The sequence below is a fragment of the Enterobacter sp. FW301-JW81 genome, from assembly GCF_058788735.1.
In genome coordinates this window covers 90,916-107,503 of record NZ_JBYTBA010000007.1, presented here as the reverse complement: position 1 = coordinate 107,503, position 16,588 = coordinate 90,916, and the positions used below count along the sequence as shown (strand labels likewise).

Genomic DNA, 16,588 nt, shown 5'->3' with positions numbered 1-16,588 from the left:
CATGCATTGTCAAAATGACAGCGAGGCAGACATGAGCTTTTCCGTAGACGTGCTGGCGAAGATCGCCATTGAACTGCAAACCGGCATCGGCCATCAGGACCGCTTTCAGCGGCTGATCTCCACGCTGCGCCACGTGCTGGCGTGCGATGCCTCGGCACTGCTCCGCTACGAGGGGCGGCAGTTTATTCCGCTGGCTATCGACGGGCTGTCCAGGGACGTTCTCGGGCGGCGTTTTGCCCTTGAAGGTCATCCGCGGCTGGAGACCATCGCCCGGGCCGGGGACGTGGTGCGTTTCCCGGCGGACAGCGATTTGCCTGACCCGTACGACGGGCTTATTCCGGGCCAGGAGAGCCTGAAGGTGCACGCCTGCATCGGCCTGCCGCTGTTTGCCGGGCAAAACCTGATTGGGGCACTGACGCTCGACGGCATGTCGCCGGACCAGTTCGACACCTTCAGCGACGAAGAGCTGCGCCTGATTGCCGCGCTGGCCGCCGGGGCGCTGAACAACGCCCTGCTGATTGAACAGCTGGAGAGCCAGAACATTCTTCCCGGCAGCCCGGCGGCGTTTGAGCAGGTGGCGCACACGGAGATGATTGGCCTTTCGCCGGGCATGGCGCAGCTCAAAAAAGAGATTGAGATCGTCGCCGCCTCCGATTTGAACGTGCTGATCTTCGGTGAAACCGGCACCGGTAAAGAGCTGGTGGCGAAGTCCATTCACGAAGCCTCGCCGCGCGCGGTTAACCCGCTGGTGTACCTCAACTGCGCCGCGCTGCCGGAGAGCGTGGCGGAAAGCGAGCTGTTTGGTCACGTCAAAGGGGCGTTTACCGGGGCCATCAGCAACCGCAGCGGCAAGTTTGAAATGGCCGATAACGGCACGCTGTTTCTGGATGAGATTGGTGAGCTTTCCCTGTCGTTACAGGCCAAGCTCCTGCGCGTGCTGCAGTACGGCGATATCCAGCGCGTGGGGGATGACCGCAGCCACAGAGTGGACGTGCGCGTGCTGGCGGCGACGAACCGCGACCTGCGTGAAGAGGTACTTGCCGGGAACTTCCGCGCTGACCTGTTCCACCGCCTGAGCGTGTTCCCACTTACCGTGCCGCCGTTGCGCGAACGCGGGGACGACGTGCTGCTGCTGGCGGGCTTTTTCTGCGAGCAGTGCCGTCTCAGGATGGGGCTTTCCCGCGTGGTGTTAAGCCCGGGGGCGAGAGCGCATCTGCTGAGCTACGGCTGGCCGGGCAACGTGCGCGAGCTGGAGCATGCGATTCACCGCGCGGTGGTGCTGGCGCGGGCGACGCGTTCGGGTGACGAGGTGGTGATCCACGCGCGTCATTTTGCGTTGCATGATGATGCTGTACAGACGGTGGTCCAGCGTGAGCCAGAGAGTGCGAATGAGAACCTGCGCGAGGCGACGGAAGCGTTCCAGCGCCAGATGATTACCCGCGCGCTGAAGCAGAACAACCGCAGCTGGGCGGCGTGCGCGCGGGCGCTGGAGATGGACGTCGCCAACCTGCACCGGCTGGCGAAGCGTCTGGGGCTTAAATAATCCCGGCCTGGTAGAAATCCTGCAGGTTAATGGCGCCGCACAGCCTGCCGGCGTCATCCACCACCGGCGCGGCGGTGATTTTACGCTTCATCAGACTCTCTTTGGCCTCAATGGCGCGGCTCTCGGCGTTCAGCGTTAGCCCGCCCTGGGTCATCGCTTCCGAAACCCGCGCTTCCAGCCTGCCGCCGCCCACCAGCCAGCGGCGCAGGTCGCCGTCGGTAAAGACGCCCTTCACGAAGCCGTCGCTGTCGCAAACCGCCACCAGGCCCAGGCCGGTGCGGCTGAGCTCCAGCATCGCGTCCATGACGCTGGTGTCGAGTTTAACCTGCGGAATGGCATCGTCGGTGCGCATCAGGTGATGCACTTTATTGAGCAGCCTCGCGCCGAGTGCCCCCGCCGGATGCGAACGGGCAAAATCTTCTTCGTTAAAGCCGCGCGCCTGCATCACCGCCATCGCCAGCGCGTCGCCCATCATCAGGGTGTTAACGGTGCTGGAGGTTGGGGCGAGGTGCATCGGGCAGGCTTCGCGCTCAACGGAAATGTCCAGCGTCGCTTTGGCGGCCAGCGCCAGCGGCGAGCGGGACTTCCCGGTCATCGCCAGCAGAGCGACCGACTTTTCCTGCAGGCGCGGAATAATGAGATCCAGCTCTTTCGCCGAGCCGGAGTAGGAGATAAACAGCATCACGTCGCGGCTTTCAATCATTCCCAGATCGCCGTGCAGCGCTTCCGCCGGATGCACGAAGAAAGCAGGCGTTCCGGTGCTGGCCAGCGTCGCGGCGATCTTTTTGCCAATATGGCCGGATTTCCCGATCCCGGAGACAACCACCTTTCCTTCGCAGTGAATAATGGTGTTGGCCGCGCGAACAAACTCCTCGCCCAGGCGCTCCGGCAGGCGGCTGGCTTCCTGCAGCTCCAGCATCAGGGTCTGGCGGCCCGCGTTTAACAGAAAATCACTCATCTTTCTCTCCGGTTACGATCACGTCGATGCCTTTTTCTTCCAGCGCTTTTTTGAACGCCGGGTCGATACCCGCGTCGGTAATCAGCTTGTCGACGCTCTCCAGGCTACAGACAATGTTGGGACTTTTGCGGCCAAACTTCGACGAGTCCGCCATCAGAATCACTTCCCGCGCGGCGTTGCACATCGCTTTGCTGACGCTGAACACCTCGTTGAAGGTGGTAACGCCCGCGTTCAGGTCGATGCCGTCGGTGCCCATAAACAGTTTATCGAAGCTGAAGTGGTCGAAGGCGTTCTCCGCCAGCTGGCCGTGAAACGATGCGGATTTTTTACGGAAGGTACCGCCGGGCATCAGGATGGTCTGTTCGCTGTCAAACTCCGACAGGGCGTTGACGATGTGCAGGCTGTTGGTCATCACCGTGATGTTATTAAAGCGGCTGAGCAGGGGGATCATCTGCAGGACGGTGCTGCCGGCGTCAAGGATAATGGAGTCGCCATCGTGGATAAATTTCACCGCCGCTTCGGCGATCAGCGCCTTCTGGTGGGTGTTGATCAGCGTTTTGTGATCGATAGGCGGGTCCGCTTCGTCCTTATTGAGCACCACGCCGCCGTAGGTTCGAATGACGGCGCCAGAGTTTTCGAGCAATACCAAATCCTTGCGTATTGTTGTGCCGGTGGTGTCAAAGTAGTGGGCCAGATCGTCTACCGAGCATTTTCCCTGCTTTTGCAGATGCTCAAGAATGGCCGCCTGCCGCTGACGAGGTTTCATAGGCGCTTCGTTCCTTAGGTTGCGAAATGATAATTTCGCAAGTCTATAGCTTTCACAACGAAATTATCCATGTTTCAGATTAAGCGCTAATGATAGTGCATTCTGACAGAGTGGATCATGGGGAAAGATCACATCAGGCCGCAATTCCTGCAGCGAAATGCCGTTAATTGCCTGGATTTTCACCGGTCGCGCGAAGACCGTCATGCCGCGCATGATGAGCGAATCGCAGACGTTATTATTTTCATCCAGCGCCACGGCGACGACGACCCGCGGTTTGAAGCGTCCGCCGGAACGCCCGACGCCCACGCGGCCTTTCTGACACAGGGCGTCGAACGCGCGGTTAAACTGGTGGATCTGCCAGCCGCCAAACGCCATCTGGCAGATCCAGGCGAGGGCGGCAACGGTGATGAGTGCGGTGACCATATCGGCTCCTTAACTGCCGGGTGGCGGCTGCGCCTTACCCGGCCTACGGGGATTGTAGCCCCGGTAAGCGCAGCGCCACCGGGGAATGAACTCAGAACATTACCTGCCCGCCGGTGACGTTAATCGACTGCCCGGTGCAGTAAGACGCTTTCGGGCTGGCGTAAAACAGCAGCATGTTCAGCACGTCCTGATAGTCGCACCCGCGCTTGAGCGGCACTTTATCGATGTAGTACTGCTCCACCTCTTCCGCTTTGATGCCAAGCTTGGTGGCGTACTGCGGCAGCAGGGACTGGAACATCGGCGATTTCAGCAGGTTGCCCAGCATCAGCGAGTGAACGGTAATCCCGTATTCGGCCAGATCCAGCGCCAGAGACTGCGTCAGTCCCACGCCGCCAAACTTCGCCGCGCTGTAGCCGGAGTTGTGCTTGCTGCCCACTTTCCCTGATTTTGAGTTGATCTGAATGATGCGTCCCTGAATGCCGTCGCGGATCATCAGGCGGGAAAACTCGCGGGCGCAGAGGAAATAGCCCACCAGGTTTACCTGCAGCGAGCGGTCAAAATCCCCCAGCGCGAAATCGCTGATAAAGGCCGCTTTCGCAATTCCCGCGCTGTAGACCAGCAGATCGGTACGCCCAAAAATCTCGTCCACGCCGCGGGCCAGCGCCATCACGCTCTGCTCGCTGGTGGCGTCGGCACCAAAGCCATACGCCATCCCTTCGCCAAACTCGGTGTTGATGGTATCCGCCACGCGGGCGGCTTTTTCACTCTGAATGTCCACTACCGCCACGCGGTAACCTTCTGCGGCAAGCCCACGGCAGAGGAACTCGCCTAAGGTTTGTCCCCCACCAATGACAACGGCAACCTGACTCATGTGTATCTCCTTAATTACGCAACAAATTTTAACGTGCAACCTGGGGTGACAGCCTGCGGAACCGGGCCCGCCACGTGAACCGTACCGGGATACTCCGCCTGCGGCTGGCCGTCGAAACGCAGGGTGATGTGGCCCAGCTCGCGCAGGTTTTGCTCGGCCACGTCGCCGACGGCGGTCACCGCATAGCGCGCCTCGCCCAGTTCAAGCTGGCTTCCTGCCTTCAGCTCACCGTTAAGCTCGCCGTGGCAGTGAATAAAACAAAACTCTTCGATATCCGCCGGGGCGCCTTCCCGGAAAGTGATCAGCATCTGGTCGCTCAGCGCGTCGGCGGCGCTCTGGCCGATGCGGGTAATGGTGGTCTGGTAAATCACGGTCATGACAGGAACCTCTTATTGATAAATAAAACCGGAGACAAACCAGGCAATCAGCACCGTCGGTGCGCCCGTCAGGAAGCGGCTGACCAGGACGGACGGCACGCCCACGCGCACGGTGTCCTGCCGCGCTTCGGCCAGCGACAGCCCAACCGGGATGAAGTCACACGCCGCCTGCGCGTTAATGGCAAACAGGGCGGGCAGGGCGAGGTGCGGGGGAATGTTGCCCAGGCCGATCTGCACGCCAATCAGCACGCCGATGACCTGGGCAATCACCGCGCCCGGGCCGAGGAACGGCGACAGCAGCGGGAAGGAGCAGATCAGCGCCAGCGTCACCAGGCCGAGCGGGTGGCTGGCGAGCGGGGCGAGGCCGTGGGCAATCCAGTCACCCAGGCCGGACGCCATGATGATGCCGATGAGTGCCGAGACGAACGCCATAAACGGCAGGATGGTTTTCAGCACCGTGTCGATGGTGTCGCGCCCGGACTGGAACAGCACCGCCACGGCGGACCCCATGCCCATCCCGACCTTCGCCAGCAGGCCGTCGCTCTGCTCGGTGATCTTCTTGCTGGTGTCGTACTCGCGCGGTGCCGCTTTTTGCGGCGCGGCAGTGCCATTCACCAGAGTGATGTTGTCCTCCTTCACGCCCGAGACATAAATGTCTTCAAGGATGTACTGCGCCAGCGGGCCTGATTTTCCGGTGGAGTGAATATTCACCGTCGGAATGCGACGCTTCGGATAGATGCCGCAGCGCAGCGTGCCGCCGCAGTCGATGACCGCCACGCCGATTTCTGCTTCCGGCGGCTCGCCCTCTTTGAAGCCGTCGACCGCTTCCCAGCCGGTCAGCTCGCGCAGCTTATCGACGATCGCCGGGCGCGTGCCCGCGGTGATGTAGACGATCTTTTTGCCTTCTGTGGCGTCGAACTCCAGCGGGCCGCCCCAGCCGCCCGTGCCTTTCTCAATGCGGATCCGGTTCATGCTGTGGCTCCTGAAAGATGGACTTTTTGTTCAAGCTGAATGCCCATTTTCTTCTCGAAAATGGCGGTGGTGAGGTCCGTCACCCAGCCGCGGAAGAAGTTGGTCACCAGACCAACCAGCAGATAGCTCACCGCCAGCGGGCCGAGCGGCAGGCCAAGGGTGGTGAGGCCGCTGGCGATCCCGAGATAGACAAACAGCTCGCCGGGGTTGATGTGCGGAAACAGGCCGTTCATGGAATGGCAGCTGTAGGAGGCGGCGGCGTAATAGCTCGGCTTGTACTTTTCCGGCATGAAGCGACCTAGGCTTAAGGTCATCGGGTTGCAGAACACGAAGGTGCCGATGAAGGGTAAAACCAGGTAGCGGGACAGCGGGTTCCCGGCGCAGCGCTGGGCGAAGCGTTCAATGCGCTGCTGGCCGATAAAGTTAATCAGCGCGTTCATGATCACCAGCAGGCTGATCAGCAGGGGCAGGATCCCGGTCACCATGCCGGTGAACACTTCTCCGCCTTTCTGAAACAGCCCGATGAACCACTCGGCGCCATGGGTGATGGTTTCTATCATTCTTCTCTCCTGTGGGGCTTTTTTGTTTTTGTCTGACTGCGGTTAATAATAATCACTTTGAAAGGTTTTAAAGTGTTAGTTAGATCTCACAATGAAAGAAAAATGGGTTATTTTGAAAGTTAATTGATGGAGTGAATGGTTTTCGGTGGAAAAAAGGGCGGATTTGCGTTGGGGAGGTGCGTACCGCTTCCTTGAGGTGTTGCGGATGCTTTACCATACTGGGTTCTTATCGAACCCGTTAAATGGATGTCTCATGTTCAAGCGTCGTTATGCAGCGCTGTTGCCTGCGCTTATTCTGCTGTCTGCCTGTAGCAGCAAACCTAAGACCGAAGCCGTTCAGCAAACGGCGGGCGCGCCTTCCGGGGGATTCCTGCTGGAGCCGCAGCACAATATGATGCAGATGGGCGGCGACTTCGCGAATAACCCGGCGGCCGAGCAGTTCATCGATAAAATGGTGAGCAAACACGGCTTCGACAGACAGCAGCTGCACGAAATTTTGTCGCAGGCCAAGCGTCTGGACTACGTGCTGCGCCTGATGGACAGGCAGGCGCCGACGGCTCAGGTGCCGAGCGGGCCGAACGGCGCGTGGCTGCGCTATCGCAAACAGTTTATTACCCCGGACAACGTGCAAAACGGCGTGGCGTTCTGGAATCAGTATGAAGATGCGCTCAACCGCGCGTGGCAGGTGTACGGCGTACCGCCGGAAATCATCGTCGGGATTATCGGCGTGGAAACCCGCTGGGGCCGCGTGATGGGGAAAACCCGCATCCTTGACGCGCTGGCGACGCTCTCCTTTAACTACCCGCGCCGCGCGGAGTATTTCTCTTCCGAGCTGGAAACCTTCCTGCTGATGGCGCGCAGTGAACAGGATGACCCGCTCGATCTGAAAGGGTCGTTTGCCGGCGCGATGGGCTACGGCCAGTTTATGCCGTCCTCCTATAAGCAGTATGCCGTCGACTTTAACGGGGATGGTCATATCAACCTGTGGGATCCGGTGGATGCCATCGGCAGCGTGGCAAACTACTTTAAAGCGCACGGCTGGACGCCGGGCGGACAGGTGGCGGTGCAGGCTAACGGCGAGGCGTTTGGTCTGGACAACGGCTTCAAAACTAAGTACAGCGTCGCACAGCTGACGGCGGCGGGCTTAACGCCAACCCAGCCGCTGGGCAATGTTGACCAGGTGAGCCTGCTGCGTCTGGACGTAGGAACCGGCTATCAGTACTGGTACGGCATGCCGAACTTCTATGCGATTACCCGCTACAACCACAGCACCCACTATGCGATGGCGGTGTGGCAGCTGGGGCTGGCGGTATCGCAGGCCCGCGTGCCGGCAGCGTCACCGTTTAGTCAGTAAGTCGCTCAGACGGGTAGGCCGGGTAAGGCAACGCCGCCACCCGGCATGGCTGCACTCACGGTGCGGCCTGATGCCCTCACCCTTACCCTCTCCCACGGGAGAGGGAAGTTTTGCAGAAACATTTCGCCACACTCCCTTTTCAAACGCGCCATTTACATCTCAATCGCCTTTCATTATTGTTATGTTATAACATTAAGTGTGGTGTCGAGATGTCAACGTCCCTTTTTTCTCTCTCTGCGCTGGTTCGGCTTTTGCTGGCGCTGGTACTTGTTGTTTTCATCGGGCTGGCCGTGCGCTGGGCGGTGGCATTGCCATGATTGTGATGAATGCGCTTACGGCGGGCTATGACCGCCAGCCGGTTACGCGTCCTCTTTCGGGCGTGATCGAACGGGGAAGCATGACCGCCATTATCGGCGCTAACGGCTGCGGGAAATCCACGCTGCTGAAAACGCTGGCGGGGTTTATTCCTCCCGTGAGCGGCGGCTTCCGCTGGCAGGGAAAGCGCCCGGTGATTGGCTGGCTGGCACAGCGTCACGCGCTGGAGGCGCAGTTTCCGCTGACCGTACAGGACGTCGTCAGCATGGGCTGCTGGCCGGGCATTTCGCTTTTTTCCGGGTTTCGCCGCGAAACGCGGTTGCGCATCAGGAGCGCGCTGGAGCGCGTCGGGCTGGAGTCCATGGCGTTATCCACCATCGATGAACTCTCCGGCGGCCAGTTTCAGCGCATGCTGTTTGCCCGCATACTGGTGCAGCAGGCGCCGCTGGTGATGTTGGATGAACCTTTTACCGGCGTCGATGAAGCCACCTGCAACGTGCTGATGGACCTGATGCTGGAGATGTATATGCAGGGGCAAACGCTGCTTGCGGTACTGCACGACAGCGAGCGCGTGTCGCGCCACTTCCCGCAGACGCTACGGCTGGACGCCGACGTTCCCCAGTGGAAAACCGAGCGGGTGAGGGTGGCATGATCTGGCATCTCTTTTTCCAGCCGTTTATTGAGTACGGCTTTATGCGCCGCGCGCTGGTGGTTTGCCTGGCGCTTTCCGTCAGCACCACCGCGCTCGGCGTGTTTCTGCAGCTGCGTCGCATGAGCCTGATGGGCGACGCGCTTTCTCACGCCATTTTGCCGGGTGTCGCCGTGGGATACCTGCTCAGCGGCATGTCGCTGCTGGCAATGAGTATTGGCGGTTTTATCGCGGGAATTACCGTGGCGCTGATGGCCGGTCTGGTTAGTCGACGCACGCCGCTTAAAGAGGATGCCAGCTTTGCCGGGTTTTATCTTGGCTCACTGGCGCTGGGCGTCACGCTGGTGTCGCTTCGCGGGTCGAATGTCGATCTGCTGCATCTGCTGTTTGGATCCATCCTCGCCGTGGACAACGACGCCGCGCTGTTCGTCACGGGCGTTTGCATGTTCACCCTTATCACGCTGGCGATTTTCTATCGCGGGCTGGTCACGGAAGCGTTTGATACCGCCTGGCTCCAGGTGAACGCACGCTGGCTGCCTGGCCTGCTGCACGGTCTGTTTCTGGCGCTGCTGGTGCTTAATCTGGTGGCCGGTTTTCAGGTCCTCGGCACGCTGATGGCCGTCGGGCTGATGATGCTGCCGGCCGTGGCGGCCCGCTGCTGGGTGCGCACGCTGCCGGGGTTGCTCCTGATGGCGGGCATCAGCGGTATTTTCTGCGCGTGGCTGGGGCTGAGCCTCTCCTGGGCGATGAGTTTGCCTGCCGGGCCATCCATCGTGCTTACCGCCAGCGCGCTGTTCTTTATTTCCATTTTACTGGGAACGCGAAGCAGGCTCGCAGGCAGCCTGCGCGCGCTTTTTTAACGCAAGGGGAAACGATGAAACGTACAGGATTAGTCATGGCGCTCGCGCTGGGGATGATGTCACACGGCGTGATGGCCAAAACGCTGAATGTGGTCACCAGCTTTTCGATACTGGGGGATATCATGCAGGAGGTGGGCGGCGATCGCGTGAACGTGACGACGCTGGTGGGGCCGGACGGCGATCCGCATACCTTCGAGCCGTCACCGAAAGACAGCGCGGCGCTGAGCAAGGCTGATGTGGTGGTGGTGAACGGTTTGGGTCTGGAGGGCTGGCTCGATCGGCTGGTGAAGGCCTCCGGATTTAAAGGACAGCTAGTGGTGGCGTCGACCGGGGTGAAAACGCACACCCTGGAGGAAGAGGGCAAAACCGTGACCCGTCCACACGCGTGGAACAGCGCGGCGAACGGGGCGCTGTATGCGCAAAATATTCTGAACGGGCTGGTGAAAGCCGATCCGCAAGATAAAGCGGCGCTCGAAGCTACCGGTAAGCCGTATATCGCGCAGCTGACGCAGCTGGATGGCTGGGCCAAAACGCGCTTTAGCCAGATCCCGCAGGCGAAGCGTAACGTGCTGACCAGCCATGACGCATTCGGCTATTTCAGCCGTGCCTACGGCGTAAGGTTTATGGCGCCGCAGGGCCTGTCGTCTGAGAGTGAGGCCAGCGCGGCGCAGGTTGCTGAGATCATCAATCAGATTAAAGCCGACGGCGTGAAAACCTGGTTTATGGAAAATCAGCTCGATCCGCGGCTGGTGAAACAAATTGCGTCGGCGACGGGCGCGCAGCCGGGGGGCGAACTTTATCCGGAAGCGCTGTCGGCAAAAGGCGGGGTGGCAGATACCTACGTTAAGGCGTTTCGCCACAACGTGAATACCCTCGCTGACAGCATGAAGTAGCATTCTTCCAGGCCGGTGTGCCCGCATCGGCTTTTTTCTGAAGCGCCCTCGTAAAACCTGAAGCGTATCCCCATATCTGATGAGAAAGTGCTATCTTGTGCAGCACGTTTTTCTGATGCCTGGAGCGAGAATGACTGACCATGAATTGATGCAGCTGAGCGAGATAGTTGGGCTGGCGCTTAAGCAACGTGGTGCGACGATAACCACCGCAGAGTCCTGTACCGGCGGCTGGGTGGCGAAAGCGATTACCGATATTGCCGGCAGTTCCGCCTGGTTTGAACGTGGCTTTGTGACCTACAGTAACGAAGCTAAAGCACAGATGATTGGCGTTCGGGAATCCACGCTTGAACAGCATGGCGCGGTCAGCGAACCGGTGGTGATCGAGATGGCCATTGGTGCGCTCAAAGAGGCACGGGCAGATTACGCGATTTCCATTAGCGGCATTGCAGGCCCGGACGGCGGCAGCGACGTGAAGCCTGTCGGCACCGTCTGGTTTGGGTTTGCCACCTCCAGAGGAGAGGGGATCACCCGCCGGGAGTGCTTTAGCGGCGATCGCGAAAGCGTGCGTCGTCAGGCCACCGTTTATGCGTTAAAAACGCTCTGGCAACAATTTCTACAAAACACTTGATACTGTATGACCATACAGTATAATTGCACCAACAGAACAGAAATCCACGGTGAAGCACAGTCGCTTCTCCCGGCATGACAGGAGTAATAATGGCTATCGACGAAAACAAACAGAAAGCGTTGGCGGCAGCACTGGGCCAGATCGAAAAGCAATTCGGTAAAGGCTCCATCATGCGCCTGGGTGAAGACCGTTCCATGGATGTGGAAACTATCTCCACCGGTTCGCTTTCTCTGGATATCGCGCTGGGCGCTGGCGGTCTGCCTATGGGCCGTATCGTAGAAATCTACGGGCCAGAGTCCTCCGGTAAAACGACGCTGACCCTGCAGGTTGTTGCTGCGGCACAGCGCGAAGGTAAAACCTGTGCGTTTATCGATGCCGAGCACGCGCTGGACCCTGTCTATGCCCGTAAACTGGGTGTTGATATCGACAACCTGCTGTGTTCCCAGCCGGACACCGGCGAGCAGGCGCTGGAAATTTGTGATGCGCTGGCGCGTTCAGGTGCCGTTGACGTTATCGTTGTCGACTCCGTTGCTGCGCTGACGCCAAAAGCGGAAATCGAAGGCGAAATCGGTGACTCTCACATGGGCCTCGCGGCACGTATGATGAGCCAGGCGATGCGTAAGCTGGCCGGTAACCTGAAGCAGTCCAACACGCTGCTGATCTTCATCAACCAGATCCGTATGAAAATTGGTGTGATGTTCGGTAACCCTGAAACCACCACCGGTGGTAACGCGCTGAAATTCTACGCGTCTGTCCGTCTGGATATCCGCCGTATCGGTGCGGTGAAAGAGGGCGAGAACGTCGTCGGCAGCGAAACCCGCGTGAAGGTTGTGAAGAACAAAATCGCTGCACCGTTCAAACAGGCTGAATTCCAGATCCTCTACGGCGAAGGGATTAACTTCTTCGGTGAGCTGGTTGACCTGGGCGTGAAAGAGAAGCTGATCGAAAAAGCGGGCGCCTGGTACAGCTACAACGGTGACAAAATTGGACAGGGTAAAGCGAATGCTATCTCCTGGCTGAAAGAGAACCCGGCTGCAGCGAAAGAGATTGAGAAGAAAGTGCGTGAGCTTCTGCTGAACAACCAGGACTCCAAACCTGATTTCGTGGTCGATGCCGCGGATGCTGAAGAAACTAACGAAGACTTTTAATTCTCTCGTTTAATGATGAAGGGCTGCTGATGCGGCCCTTTTTGCATTTCTGAAACAGCAGGTTGTTTATGAGTGAACCTACATCACGTCGACCGGCGTACTCACGCTTACTGGATCGTGCGGTACGCATTCTTGCCGTCCGCGACCACAGTGAACAGGAGCTACGGCGAAAACTGTCGGCTCCGGTGATGAGTAAAAACGGGCCGGAAGAGATTGATGCCACAGCGGAAGATTATGACCGCGTGATTGCCTGGTGCTATGAGCATCACTATCTCGATGACTCGCGTTTCGCCTCGCGGTTTCTCGCCAGCCGCGGTCGCAAGGGATATGGCCCCGCGCGCATTCGGCAGGAGCTGAACCAGAAAGGGGTGGCCCGGGAGTCGATTGAAAAAGCGATGCGCGAGTGCGAGATTGACTGGTGCGAACTGGCAAAAGAGCAGGCCATTCGCAAGTACGGTGAACCGCTGTCGCGTGATTTTTCAGAAAAAGTTAAAATCCAGCGCTTTTTGCTCTACCGCGGCTTTCTGATGGAAGATATTCAGGATATCTGGCGTAATTTTGCCGATTGAACGCATGCGGGATTTTACTTCCCACCAAAGAAAACTTATCTTATTCCCACTTTTTCCAGTAGCTGGTCTGTCCAACGGTTTACCGAAACAGGCTGGCTACGACATTTCGTTAGCTTGATTTCAGGATAATTATGAGCAAGAGCACCGCTGAGATCCGTCAGGCGTTTCTCGATTTTTTCCATAGTAAGGGACACCAGGTTGTTGCCAGCAGCTCCCTGGTACCGAACAACGATCCGACTCTGCTGTTTACCAACGCCGGGATGAACCAGTTCAAGGACGTGTTCCTTGGTCTCGACAAGCGTAATTATTCCCGCGCCACAACCTCACAGCGTTGCGTGCGTGCGGGCGGTAAACACAACGACCTGGAAAACGTCGGTTACACCGCGCGTCACCACACGTTCTTCGAAATGCTGGGTAACTTCAGCTTCGGCGACTACTTCAAACACGATGCCATTCAATATGCGTGGGAACTGCTGACCGGTGAAAACTGGTTCAACCTGCCGAAAGAGCGTCTGTGGGTTACCGTCTATGAAACCGATGACGAAGCCTACGAAATCTGGGAAAAAGAAGTCGGGATCCCGCGCGAGCGTATTATTCGCATCGGTGATAACAAAGGCGCGCCATACGCGTCTGACAACTTCTGGCAGATGGGTGATACCGGTCCTTGCGGTCCGTGCACCGAGATCTTCTACGATCACGGCGACCACATCTGGGGCGGCCCTCCCGGCAGCCCGGAAGAAGACGGCGATCGCTACATTGAGATCTGGAACATCGTCTTCATGCAGTTCAACCGTCAGGCCGACGGTACGATGGAGCCGCTGCCGAAACCTTCTGTTGATACCGGTATGGGCCTGGAGCGTATTGCCGCGGTTCTGCAGCACGTTAACTCCAACTACGAGATTGACCTGTTCAGCACCCTGATCAAAGCCGTTGCGGAAGTGACCGGCGCGACCGATCTGAACAACAAATCTCTTCGCGTTATCGCGGACCATATTCGTTCCTGTGCGTTCCTGATTGCCGACGGCGTTATCCCGTCGAATGAGAACCGTGGCTACGTGCTGCGTCGCATCATTCGTCGTGCTATCCGTCACGGCAACATGCTGGGCGCGAAGGACACCTTCTTCTATAAACTCGTTGGGCCATTGGTTGGCGTAATGGGTGCCGCTGGTGATGAGCTGAAACGCCAGCAGGCACAGGTAGAGCAGGTTCTGAAAACCGAAGAAGAGCAGTTTGCTCGTACGCTGGAGCGCGGTCTGGCGCTGCTGGACGAAGAGCTGGCGAAGCTTAAAGGCGACACGCTGGATGGCGAAACTGCTTTCCGCCTGTACGACACCTACGGTTTCCCGGTTGACCTGACGGCGGACGTTTGCCGCGAGCGCAACATTAAAGTTGACGAAGCGGGCTTCGAAGCCGCGATGGAAGAGCAGCGTCGTCGCGCACGTGAGTCCAGCGGTTTCGGTGCAGACTACAACGCGATGATCCGCGTTGATGGCGCGTCTGAATTCAAAGGTTATGAAGCGCTGGAGCTGACCGGCAAAGTGACTGCCCTGTTTGTAGACGGTAAAGCAGTTGACAGCATCAGCGCGGGTCAGGATGCGGTCGTCATTCTGGACAAAACGCCGTTCTATGCAGAATCCGGCGGCCAGGTAGGCGATAAAGGTGAACTGAAAGGCAATGGCTTTAGCTTCAGCGTCAGCGACACCCAGAAATACGGTCAGGCGATCGGTCATCAGGGCAAACTGATTTCCGGTTCTCTGAAAGTGGGCGAGGGCGTTCAGGCGAACGTGGATGAAGCTCGCCGCGCGCGCATTCGTCTGAACCACTCTGCAACCCACCTGATGCACGCTGCCCTGCGCGACGTGCTGGGTACCCACGTTGCACAGAAAGGTTCTCTGGTTAACGACAAAGTGCTGCGTTTCGACTTCTCGCATTTTGAAGCGATGAAACCGTCTGAAATCCGTGCGGTGGAAGATCTGGTGAACGCGCAGATCCGTCGTAACCTGCCAATCGAAACCCATATCATGGATCTCGAAGCGGCGAAGAAAAAAGGCGCGATGGCCCTGTTTGGTGAGAAATATGACGACCGTGTTCGCGTGTTGAGCATGGGCGACTTCTCTACCGAGCTGTGTGGCGGAACTCACGCCTCCCGCACCGGTGACATCGGCCTGTTCCGCATTGTTTCCGAGTCAGGTACGGCGGCCGGTGTGCGTCGTATTGAAGCGGTGACCGGTGAAGGCGCAATCGCCAGCCTGCATGCGCAGAGCGATCAGCTGCACGACATCGCGCAACTGCTAAAAGGCGATAGCCAGAACCTGGGCGAGAAAGTGCGCGTGGCGCTGGATCGCACGCGTCAGCTGGAAAAAGAGCTGCAGCAGCTGAAAGAGCAGGCTGCGGCGCAGGAGAGTGCAAACCTCTCCAGCAAGGCTGTAGACATTAAGGGCGTCAAACTGCTGGTCAGCGATCTGGCGGGCGTTGAGCCTAAGATGCTGCGTACTATGGTCGACGATCTCAAGAACCAGCTTGGTTCTACCGTTATCGTGCTGGCGACAGTGGCAGAAGGTAAGGTTTCTCTGATTGCGGGCGTCTCTAAGGATGTGACCGACCGCGTAAAAGCAGGGGAACTGATTGGTATGGTCGCTCAGCAGGTGGGCGGCAAGGGTGGCGGTCGTCCGGACATGGCGCAAGCCGGTGGTACGGATGCGGCGGCACTCCCTGCAGCATTGGCCAGCGTTGAAAGCTGGGTAAGCGCGAAACTGTAATAACTACAAAGCACAAGCAGACGCCATAGCGGTAACGTTATGGCGTCTTGTTCACTGTGCTATCGATAACGATAAAGTCAGGTTGAGTTTGTGTATATCGGCTAAACTTACGTTTAACAGAATGTGATGCCGTGACTGCTTACACTTTACGTGTTTGTCATCGCTTACTTTTTGGCGTTATATGATGGATAATGCCGGGATACAAGAGACCCGACTCTTTTAATCTTTCAAGGAGCAAAGAATGCTGATTCTGACTCGTCGAGTTGGTGAGACCCTCATGATTGGGGATGAGGTCACCGTGACAGTTTTAGGGGTAAAGGGTAACCAGGTACGTATTGGTGTTAACGCTCCTAAAGAAGTATCTGTCCACCGTGAAGAGATCTACCAGCGTATCCAGGCTGAAAAATCCCAGCAGTCCAGTTACTGATATTGTCGCGTCTCGCTGTCGGGCGAGACGCAACCTCTCCCGTCATTTTCCCTGCTTAAAGTTACCGTTTAATTTCAATCGCTCTCTTTTTAACCACTCCTTTGCCCTTTACTCGTCTCAACACCGCCATTTCTGCCCAGGTTTTCTGTGAAGATGCCTGCAAAATCCGCTTATAAAACACCCTCTTTGCGGCTTTTACATGCGAATTGCGTGTGATTTGTGCAAACGATAAAAGCTTTTGGAAAATTGTTTGACTTATAAGTCCCAGAAAGTAATATATGCGCCACGCAGCGACGAGAAGCTCTTAACGAGTTACTCGAAGCACTCGAAAGAGGCGTTGTGTGGTGAGGTGGCCGAGAGGCTGAAGGCGCTCCCCTGCTAAGGGAGTATGCGGTCAAAAGCTGCATCCGGGGTTCGAATCCCCGCCTCACCGCCATTTTGCATCCGTAGCTCAGCTGGATAGAGTACTCGGCTACGAACCGAGCGGTCGGAGGTTCGAATCCTCCCGGATGCACC

Annotated in this window: 17 protein-coding genes and 2 tRNA genes; 12 read left to right on the top strand and 7 right to left on the bottom strand. The window is 58.0% G+C overall.

Going from position 1 to position 16,588, the window contains the following annotated elements; genetic code table 11:
* The first annotated feature begins 31 nt into the window (after nucleotides 1-31).
* Nucleotides 32-1,543, top strand: coding sequence for a nitric oxide reductase transcriptional regulator NorR (norR, locus tag AC3WOK_RS20210; protein ID WP_063956842.1), 1,512 nt, complete (start codon nucleotides 32-34; stop codon nucleotides 1,541-1,543).
* On the opposite strand, the gene gutQ is transcribed toward norR, so the two are convergent.
* From gutQ to srlA, 7 genes are all read right to left on the bottom strand, one after another.
* Complete coding sequence (gene gutQ, locus AC3WOK_RS20205) at nucleotides 1,536-2,501, bottom strand: arabinose-5-phosphate isomerase GutQ (protein ID WP_492355026.1); 966 nt, start codon at nucleotides 2,499-2,501, stop codon at nucleotides 1,536-1,538. The two genes, norR and gutQ, sit on opposite strands and share 8 nt — an antisense overlap.
* A complete protein-coding gene (gene srlR, locus AC3WOK_RS20200; RefSeq protein WP_028016820.1) occupies nucleotides 2,494-3,267 on the bottom strand; it encodes a glucitol operon DNA-binding transcriptional repressor SrlR in 774 nt (257 codons plus the stop codon). The genes gutQ and srlR overlap by 8 nt, the downstream gene beginning before the upstream one ends.
* Nucleotides 3,268-3,330: 63 nt before the next feature.
* Nucleotides 3,331-3,690 (bottom strand): transcriptional regulator GutM, encoded by a 360-nt coding sequence (gene gutM, locus AC3WOK_RS20195; RefSeq protein ID WP_045286053.1) that lies wholly within the window; start codon nucleotides 3,688-3,690, stop codon nucleotides 3,331-3,333.
* 91 nt (nucleotides 3,691-3,781) lie between these two features.
* The gene (srlD, locus tag AC3WOK_RS20190) at nucleotides 3,782-4,561 is read right to left on the bottom strand and encodes a sorbitol-6-phosphate dehydrogenase (RefSeq protein ID WP_047348067.1); all 780 of its coding nucleotides are present in this window, start codon (nucleotides 4,559-4,561) and stop codon (nucleotides 3,782-3,784) included.
* Between the two features lie 14 nt (nucleotides 4,562-4,575).
* Nucleotides 4,576-4,938, bottom strand: a complete 363-nt coding sequence (gene srlB / locus AC3WOK_RS20185) for a PTS glucitol/sorbitol transporter subunit IIA (protein WP_008499554.1) — start codon at nucleotides 4,936-4,938, stop codon at nucleotides 4,576-4,578.
* Nucleotides 4,939-4,950: 12 nt separating this feature from the next.
* A complete protein-coding gene (gene srlE / locus AC3WOK_RS20180; protein ID WP_047348068.1) occupies nucleotides 4,951-5,910 on the bottom strand; it encodes a PTS glucitol/sorbitol transporter subunit IIB in 960 nt (319 codons plus the stop codon).
* On the bottom strand, nucleotides 5,907-6,470 hold the full coding sequence (gene srlA / locus AC3WOK_RS20175; RefSeq protein WP_023333189.1) for a PTS glucitol/sorbitol transporter subunit IIC: 564 nt from the start codon (nucleotides 6,468-6,470) through the stop codon (nucleotides 5,907-5,909). The genes srlE and srlA overlap by 4 nt, the downstream gene beginning before the upstream one ends.
* A 253-nt stretch (nucleotides 6,471-6,723) precedes the next feature.
* On the opposite strand from srlA, the gene mltB reads away from it, so the two are divergent.
* From mltB to AC3WOK_RS20120, 11 genes are all read left to right on the top strand, one after another.
* On the top strand, nucleotides 6,724-7,824 hold the full coding sequence (gene mltB, locus AC3WOK_RS20170; protein ID WP_173829302.1) for a lytic murein transglycosylase B: 1,101 nt from the start codon (nucleotides 6,724-6,726) through the stop codon (nucleotides 7,822-7,824).
* A gap of 313 nt (nucleotides 7,825-8,137) precedes the next feature.
* The gene (locus AC3WOK_RS20165; protein ID WP_492355025.1) at nucleotides 8,138-8,791 is read left to right on the top strand and encodes a metal ABC transporter ATP-binding protein; all 654 of its coding nucleotides are present in this window, start codon (nucleotides 8,138-8,140) and stop codon (nucleotides 8,789-8,791) included.
* Nucleotides 8,788-9,648, top strand: coding sequence for a metal ABC transporter permease (locus AC3WOK_RS20160; RefSeq protein ID WP_059312443.1), 861 nt, complete (start codon nucleotides 8,788-8,790; stop codon nucleotides 9,646-9,648). Before AC3WOK_RS20165 ends, AC3WOK_RS20160 begins: the two co-directional genes overlap by 4 nt.
* A gap of 14 nt (nucleotides 9,649-9,662) precedes the next feature.
* Nucleotides 9,663-10,541 (top strand): metal ABC transporter substrate-binding protein, encoded by an 879-nt coding sequence (locus tag AC3WOK_RS20155; RefSeq protein WP_492355024.1) that lies wholly within the window; start codon nucleotides 9,663-9,665, stop codon nucleotides 10,539-10,541.
* 130 nt (nucleotides 10,542-10,671) lie between these two features.
* A complete protein-coding gene (pncC, locus tag AC3WOK_RS20150; RefSeq protein WP_047348073.1) occupies nucleotides 10,672-11,169 on the top strand; it encodes a nicotinamide-nucleotide amidase in 498 nt (165 codons plus the stop codon).
* Between the two features lie 89 nt (nucleotides 11,170-11,258).
* On the top strand, nucleotides 11,259-12,317 hold the full coding sequence (recA, locus tag AC3WOK_RS20145) for a recombinase RecA (protein WP_059312445.1): 1,059 nt from the start codon (nucleotides 11,259-11,261) through the stop codon (nucleotides 12,315-12,317).
* 68 nt (nucleotides 12,318-12,385) lie between these two features.
* On the top strand, nucleotides 12,386-12,886 hold the full coding sequence (recX, locus tag AC3WOK_RS20140) for a recombination regulator RecX (protein WP_063956833.1): 501 nt from the start codon (nucleotides 12,386-12,388) through the stop codon (nucleotides 12,884-12,886).
* 131 nt (nucleotides 12,887-13,017) lie between these two features.
* Entirely contained in the window at nucleotides 13,018-15,645 is a 2,628-nt protein-coding gene (alaS, locus tag AC3WOK_RS20135; RefSeq protein ID WP_447856117.1) for an alanine--tRNA ligase, read from the top strand.
* Nucleotides 15,646-15,886: 241 nt separating this feature from the next.
* Nucleotides 15,887-16,072 (top strand): carbon storage regulator CsrA, encoded by a 186-nt coding sequence (gene csrA, locus AC3WOK_RS20130; protein ID WP_000906486.1) that lies wholly within the window; start codon nucleotides 15,887-15,889, stop codon nucleotides 16,070-16,072.
* Between the two features lie 343 nt (nucleotides 16,073-16,415).
* Nucleotides 16,416-16,508 (top strand) — tRNA-Ser (locus tag AC3WOK_RS20125).
* Nucleotides 16,509-16,512: 4 nt separating this feature from the next.
* Nucleotides 16,513-16,586 (top strand) — tRNA-Arg (locus tag AC3WOK_RS20120).
* Nucleotides 16,587-16,588 lie beyond the last annotated feature (2 nt).

What these genes read in the sequence shown, in the direction of transcription:
- norR (WP_063956842.1), top strand. Translation starts at nt 32, where the DNA reads ATGAGCTTTTCCGTAGACGTGCTGGCGAAGATCGCCATTGAACTGCAA.
- gutQ (WP_492355026.1), bottom strand. Translation starts at nt 2,501, where the DNA reads ATGAGTGATTTTCTGTTAAACGCGGGCCGCCAGACCCTGATGCTGGAG.
- srlR (WP_028016820.1), bottom strand. Translation starts at nt 3,267, where the DNA reads ATGAAACCTCGTCAGCGGCAGGCGGCCATTCTTGAGCATCTGCAAAAG.
- gutM (WP_045286053.1), bottom strand. Translation starts at nt 3,690, where the DNA reads ATGGTCACCGCACTCATCACCGTTGCCGCCCTCGCCTGGATCTGCCAG.
- srlD (WP_047348067.1), bottom strand. Translation starts at nt 4,561, where the DNA reads ATGAGTCAGGTTGCCGTTGTCATTGGTGGGGGACAAACCTTAGGCGAG.
- srlB (WP_008499554.1), bottom strand. Translation starts at nt 4,938, where the DNA reads ATGACCGTGATTTACCAGACCACCATTACCCGCATCGGCCAGAGCGCC.
- srlE (WP_047348068.1), bottom strand. Translation starts at nt 5,910, where the DNA reads ATGAACCGGATCCGCATTGAGAAAGGCACGGGCGGCTGGGGCGGCCCG.
- srlA (WP_023333189.1), bottom strand. Translation starts at nt 6,470, where the DNA reads ATGATAGAAACCATCACCCATGGCGCCGAGTGGTTCATCGGGCTGTTT.
- mltB (WP_173829302.1), top strand. Translation starts at nt 6,724, where the DNA reads ATGTTCAAGCGTCGTTATGCAGCGCTGTTGCCTGCGCTTATTCTGCTG.
- AC3WOK_RS20165 (WP_492355025.1), top strand. Translation starts at nt 8,138, where the DNA reads ATGATTGTGATGAATGCGCTTACGGCGGGCTATGACCGCCAGCCGGTT.
- AC3WOK_RS20160 (WP_059312443.1), top strand. Translation starts at nt 8,788, where the DNA reads ATGATCTGGCATCTCTTTTTCCAGCCGTTTATTGAGTACGGCTTTATG.
- AC3WOK_RS20155 (WP_492355024.1), top strand. Translation starts at nt 9,663, where the DNA reads ATGAAACGTACAGGATTAGTCATGGCGCTCGCGCTGGGGATGATGTCA.
- pncC (WP_047348073.1), top strand. Translation starts at nt 10,672, where the DNA reads ATGACTGACCATGAATTGATGCAGCTGAGCGAGATAGTTGGGCTGGCG.
- recA (WP_059312445.1), top strand. Translation starts at nt 11,259, where the DNA reads ATGGCTATCGACGAAAACAAACAGAAAGCGTTGGCGGCAGCACTGGGC.
- recX (WP_063956833.1), top strand. Translation starts at nt 12,386, where the DNA reads ATGAGTGAACCTACATCACGTCGACCGGCGTACTCACGCTTACTGGAT.
- alaS (WP_447856117.1), top strand. Translation starts at nt 13,018, where the DNA reads ATGAGCAAGAGCACCGCTGAGATCCGTCAGGCGTTTCTCGATTTTTTC.
- csrA (WP_000906486.1), top strand. Translation starts at nt 15,887, where the DNA reads ATGCTGATTCTGACTCGTCGAGTTGGTGAGACCCTCATGATTGGGGAT.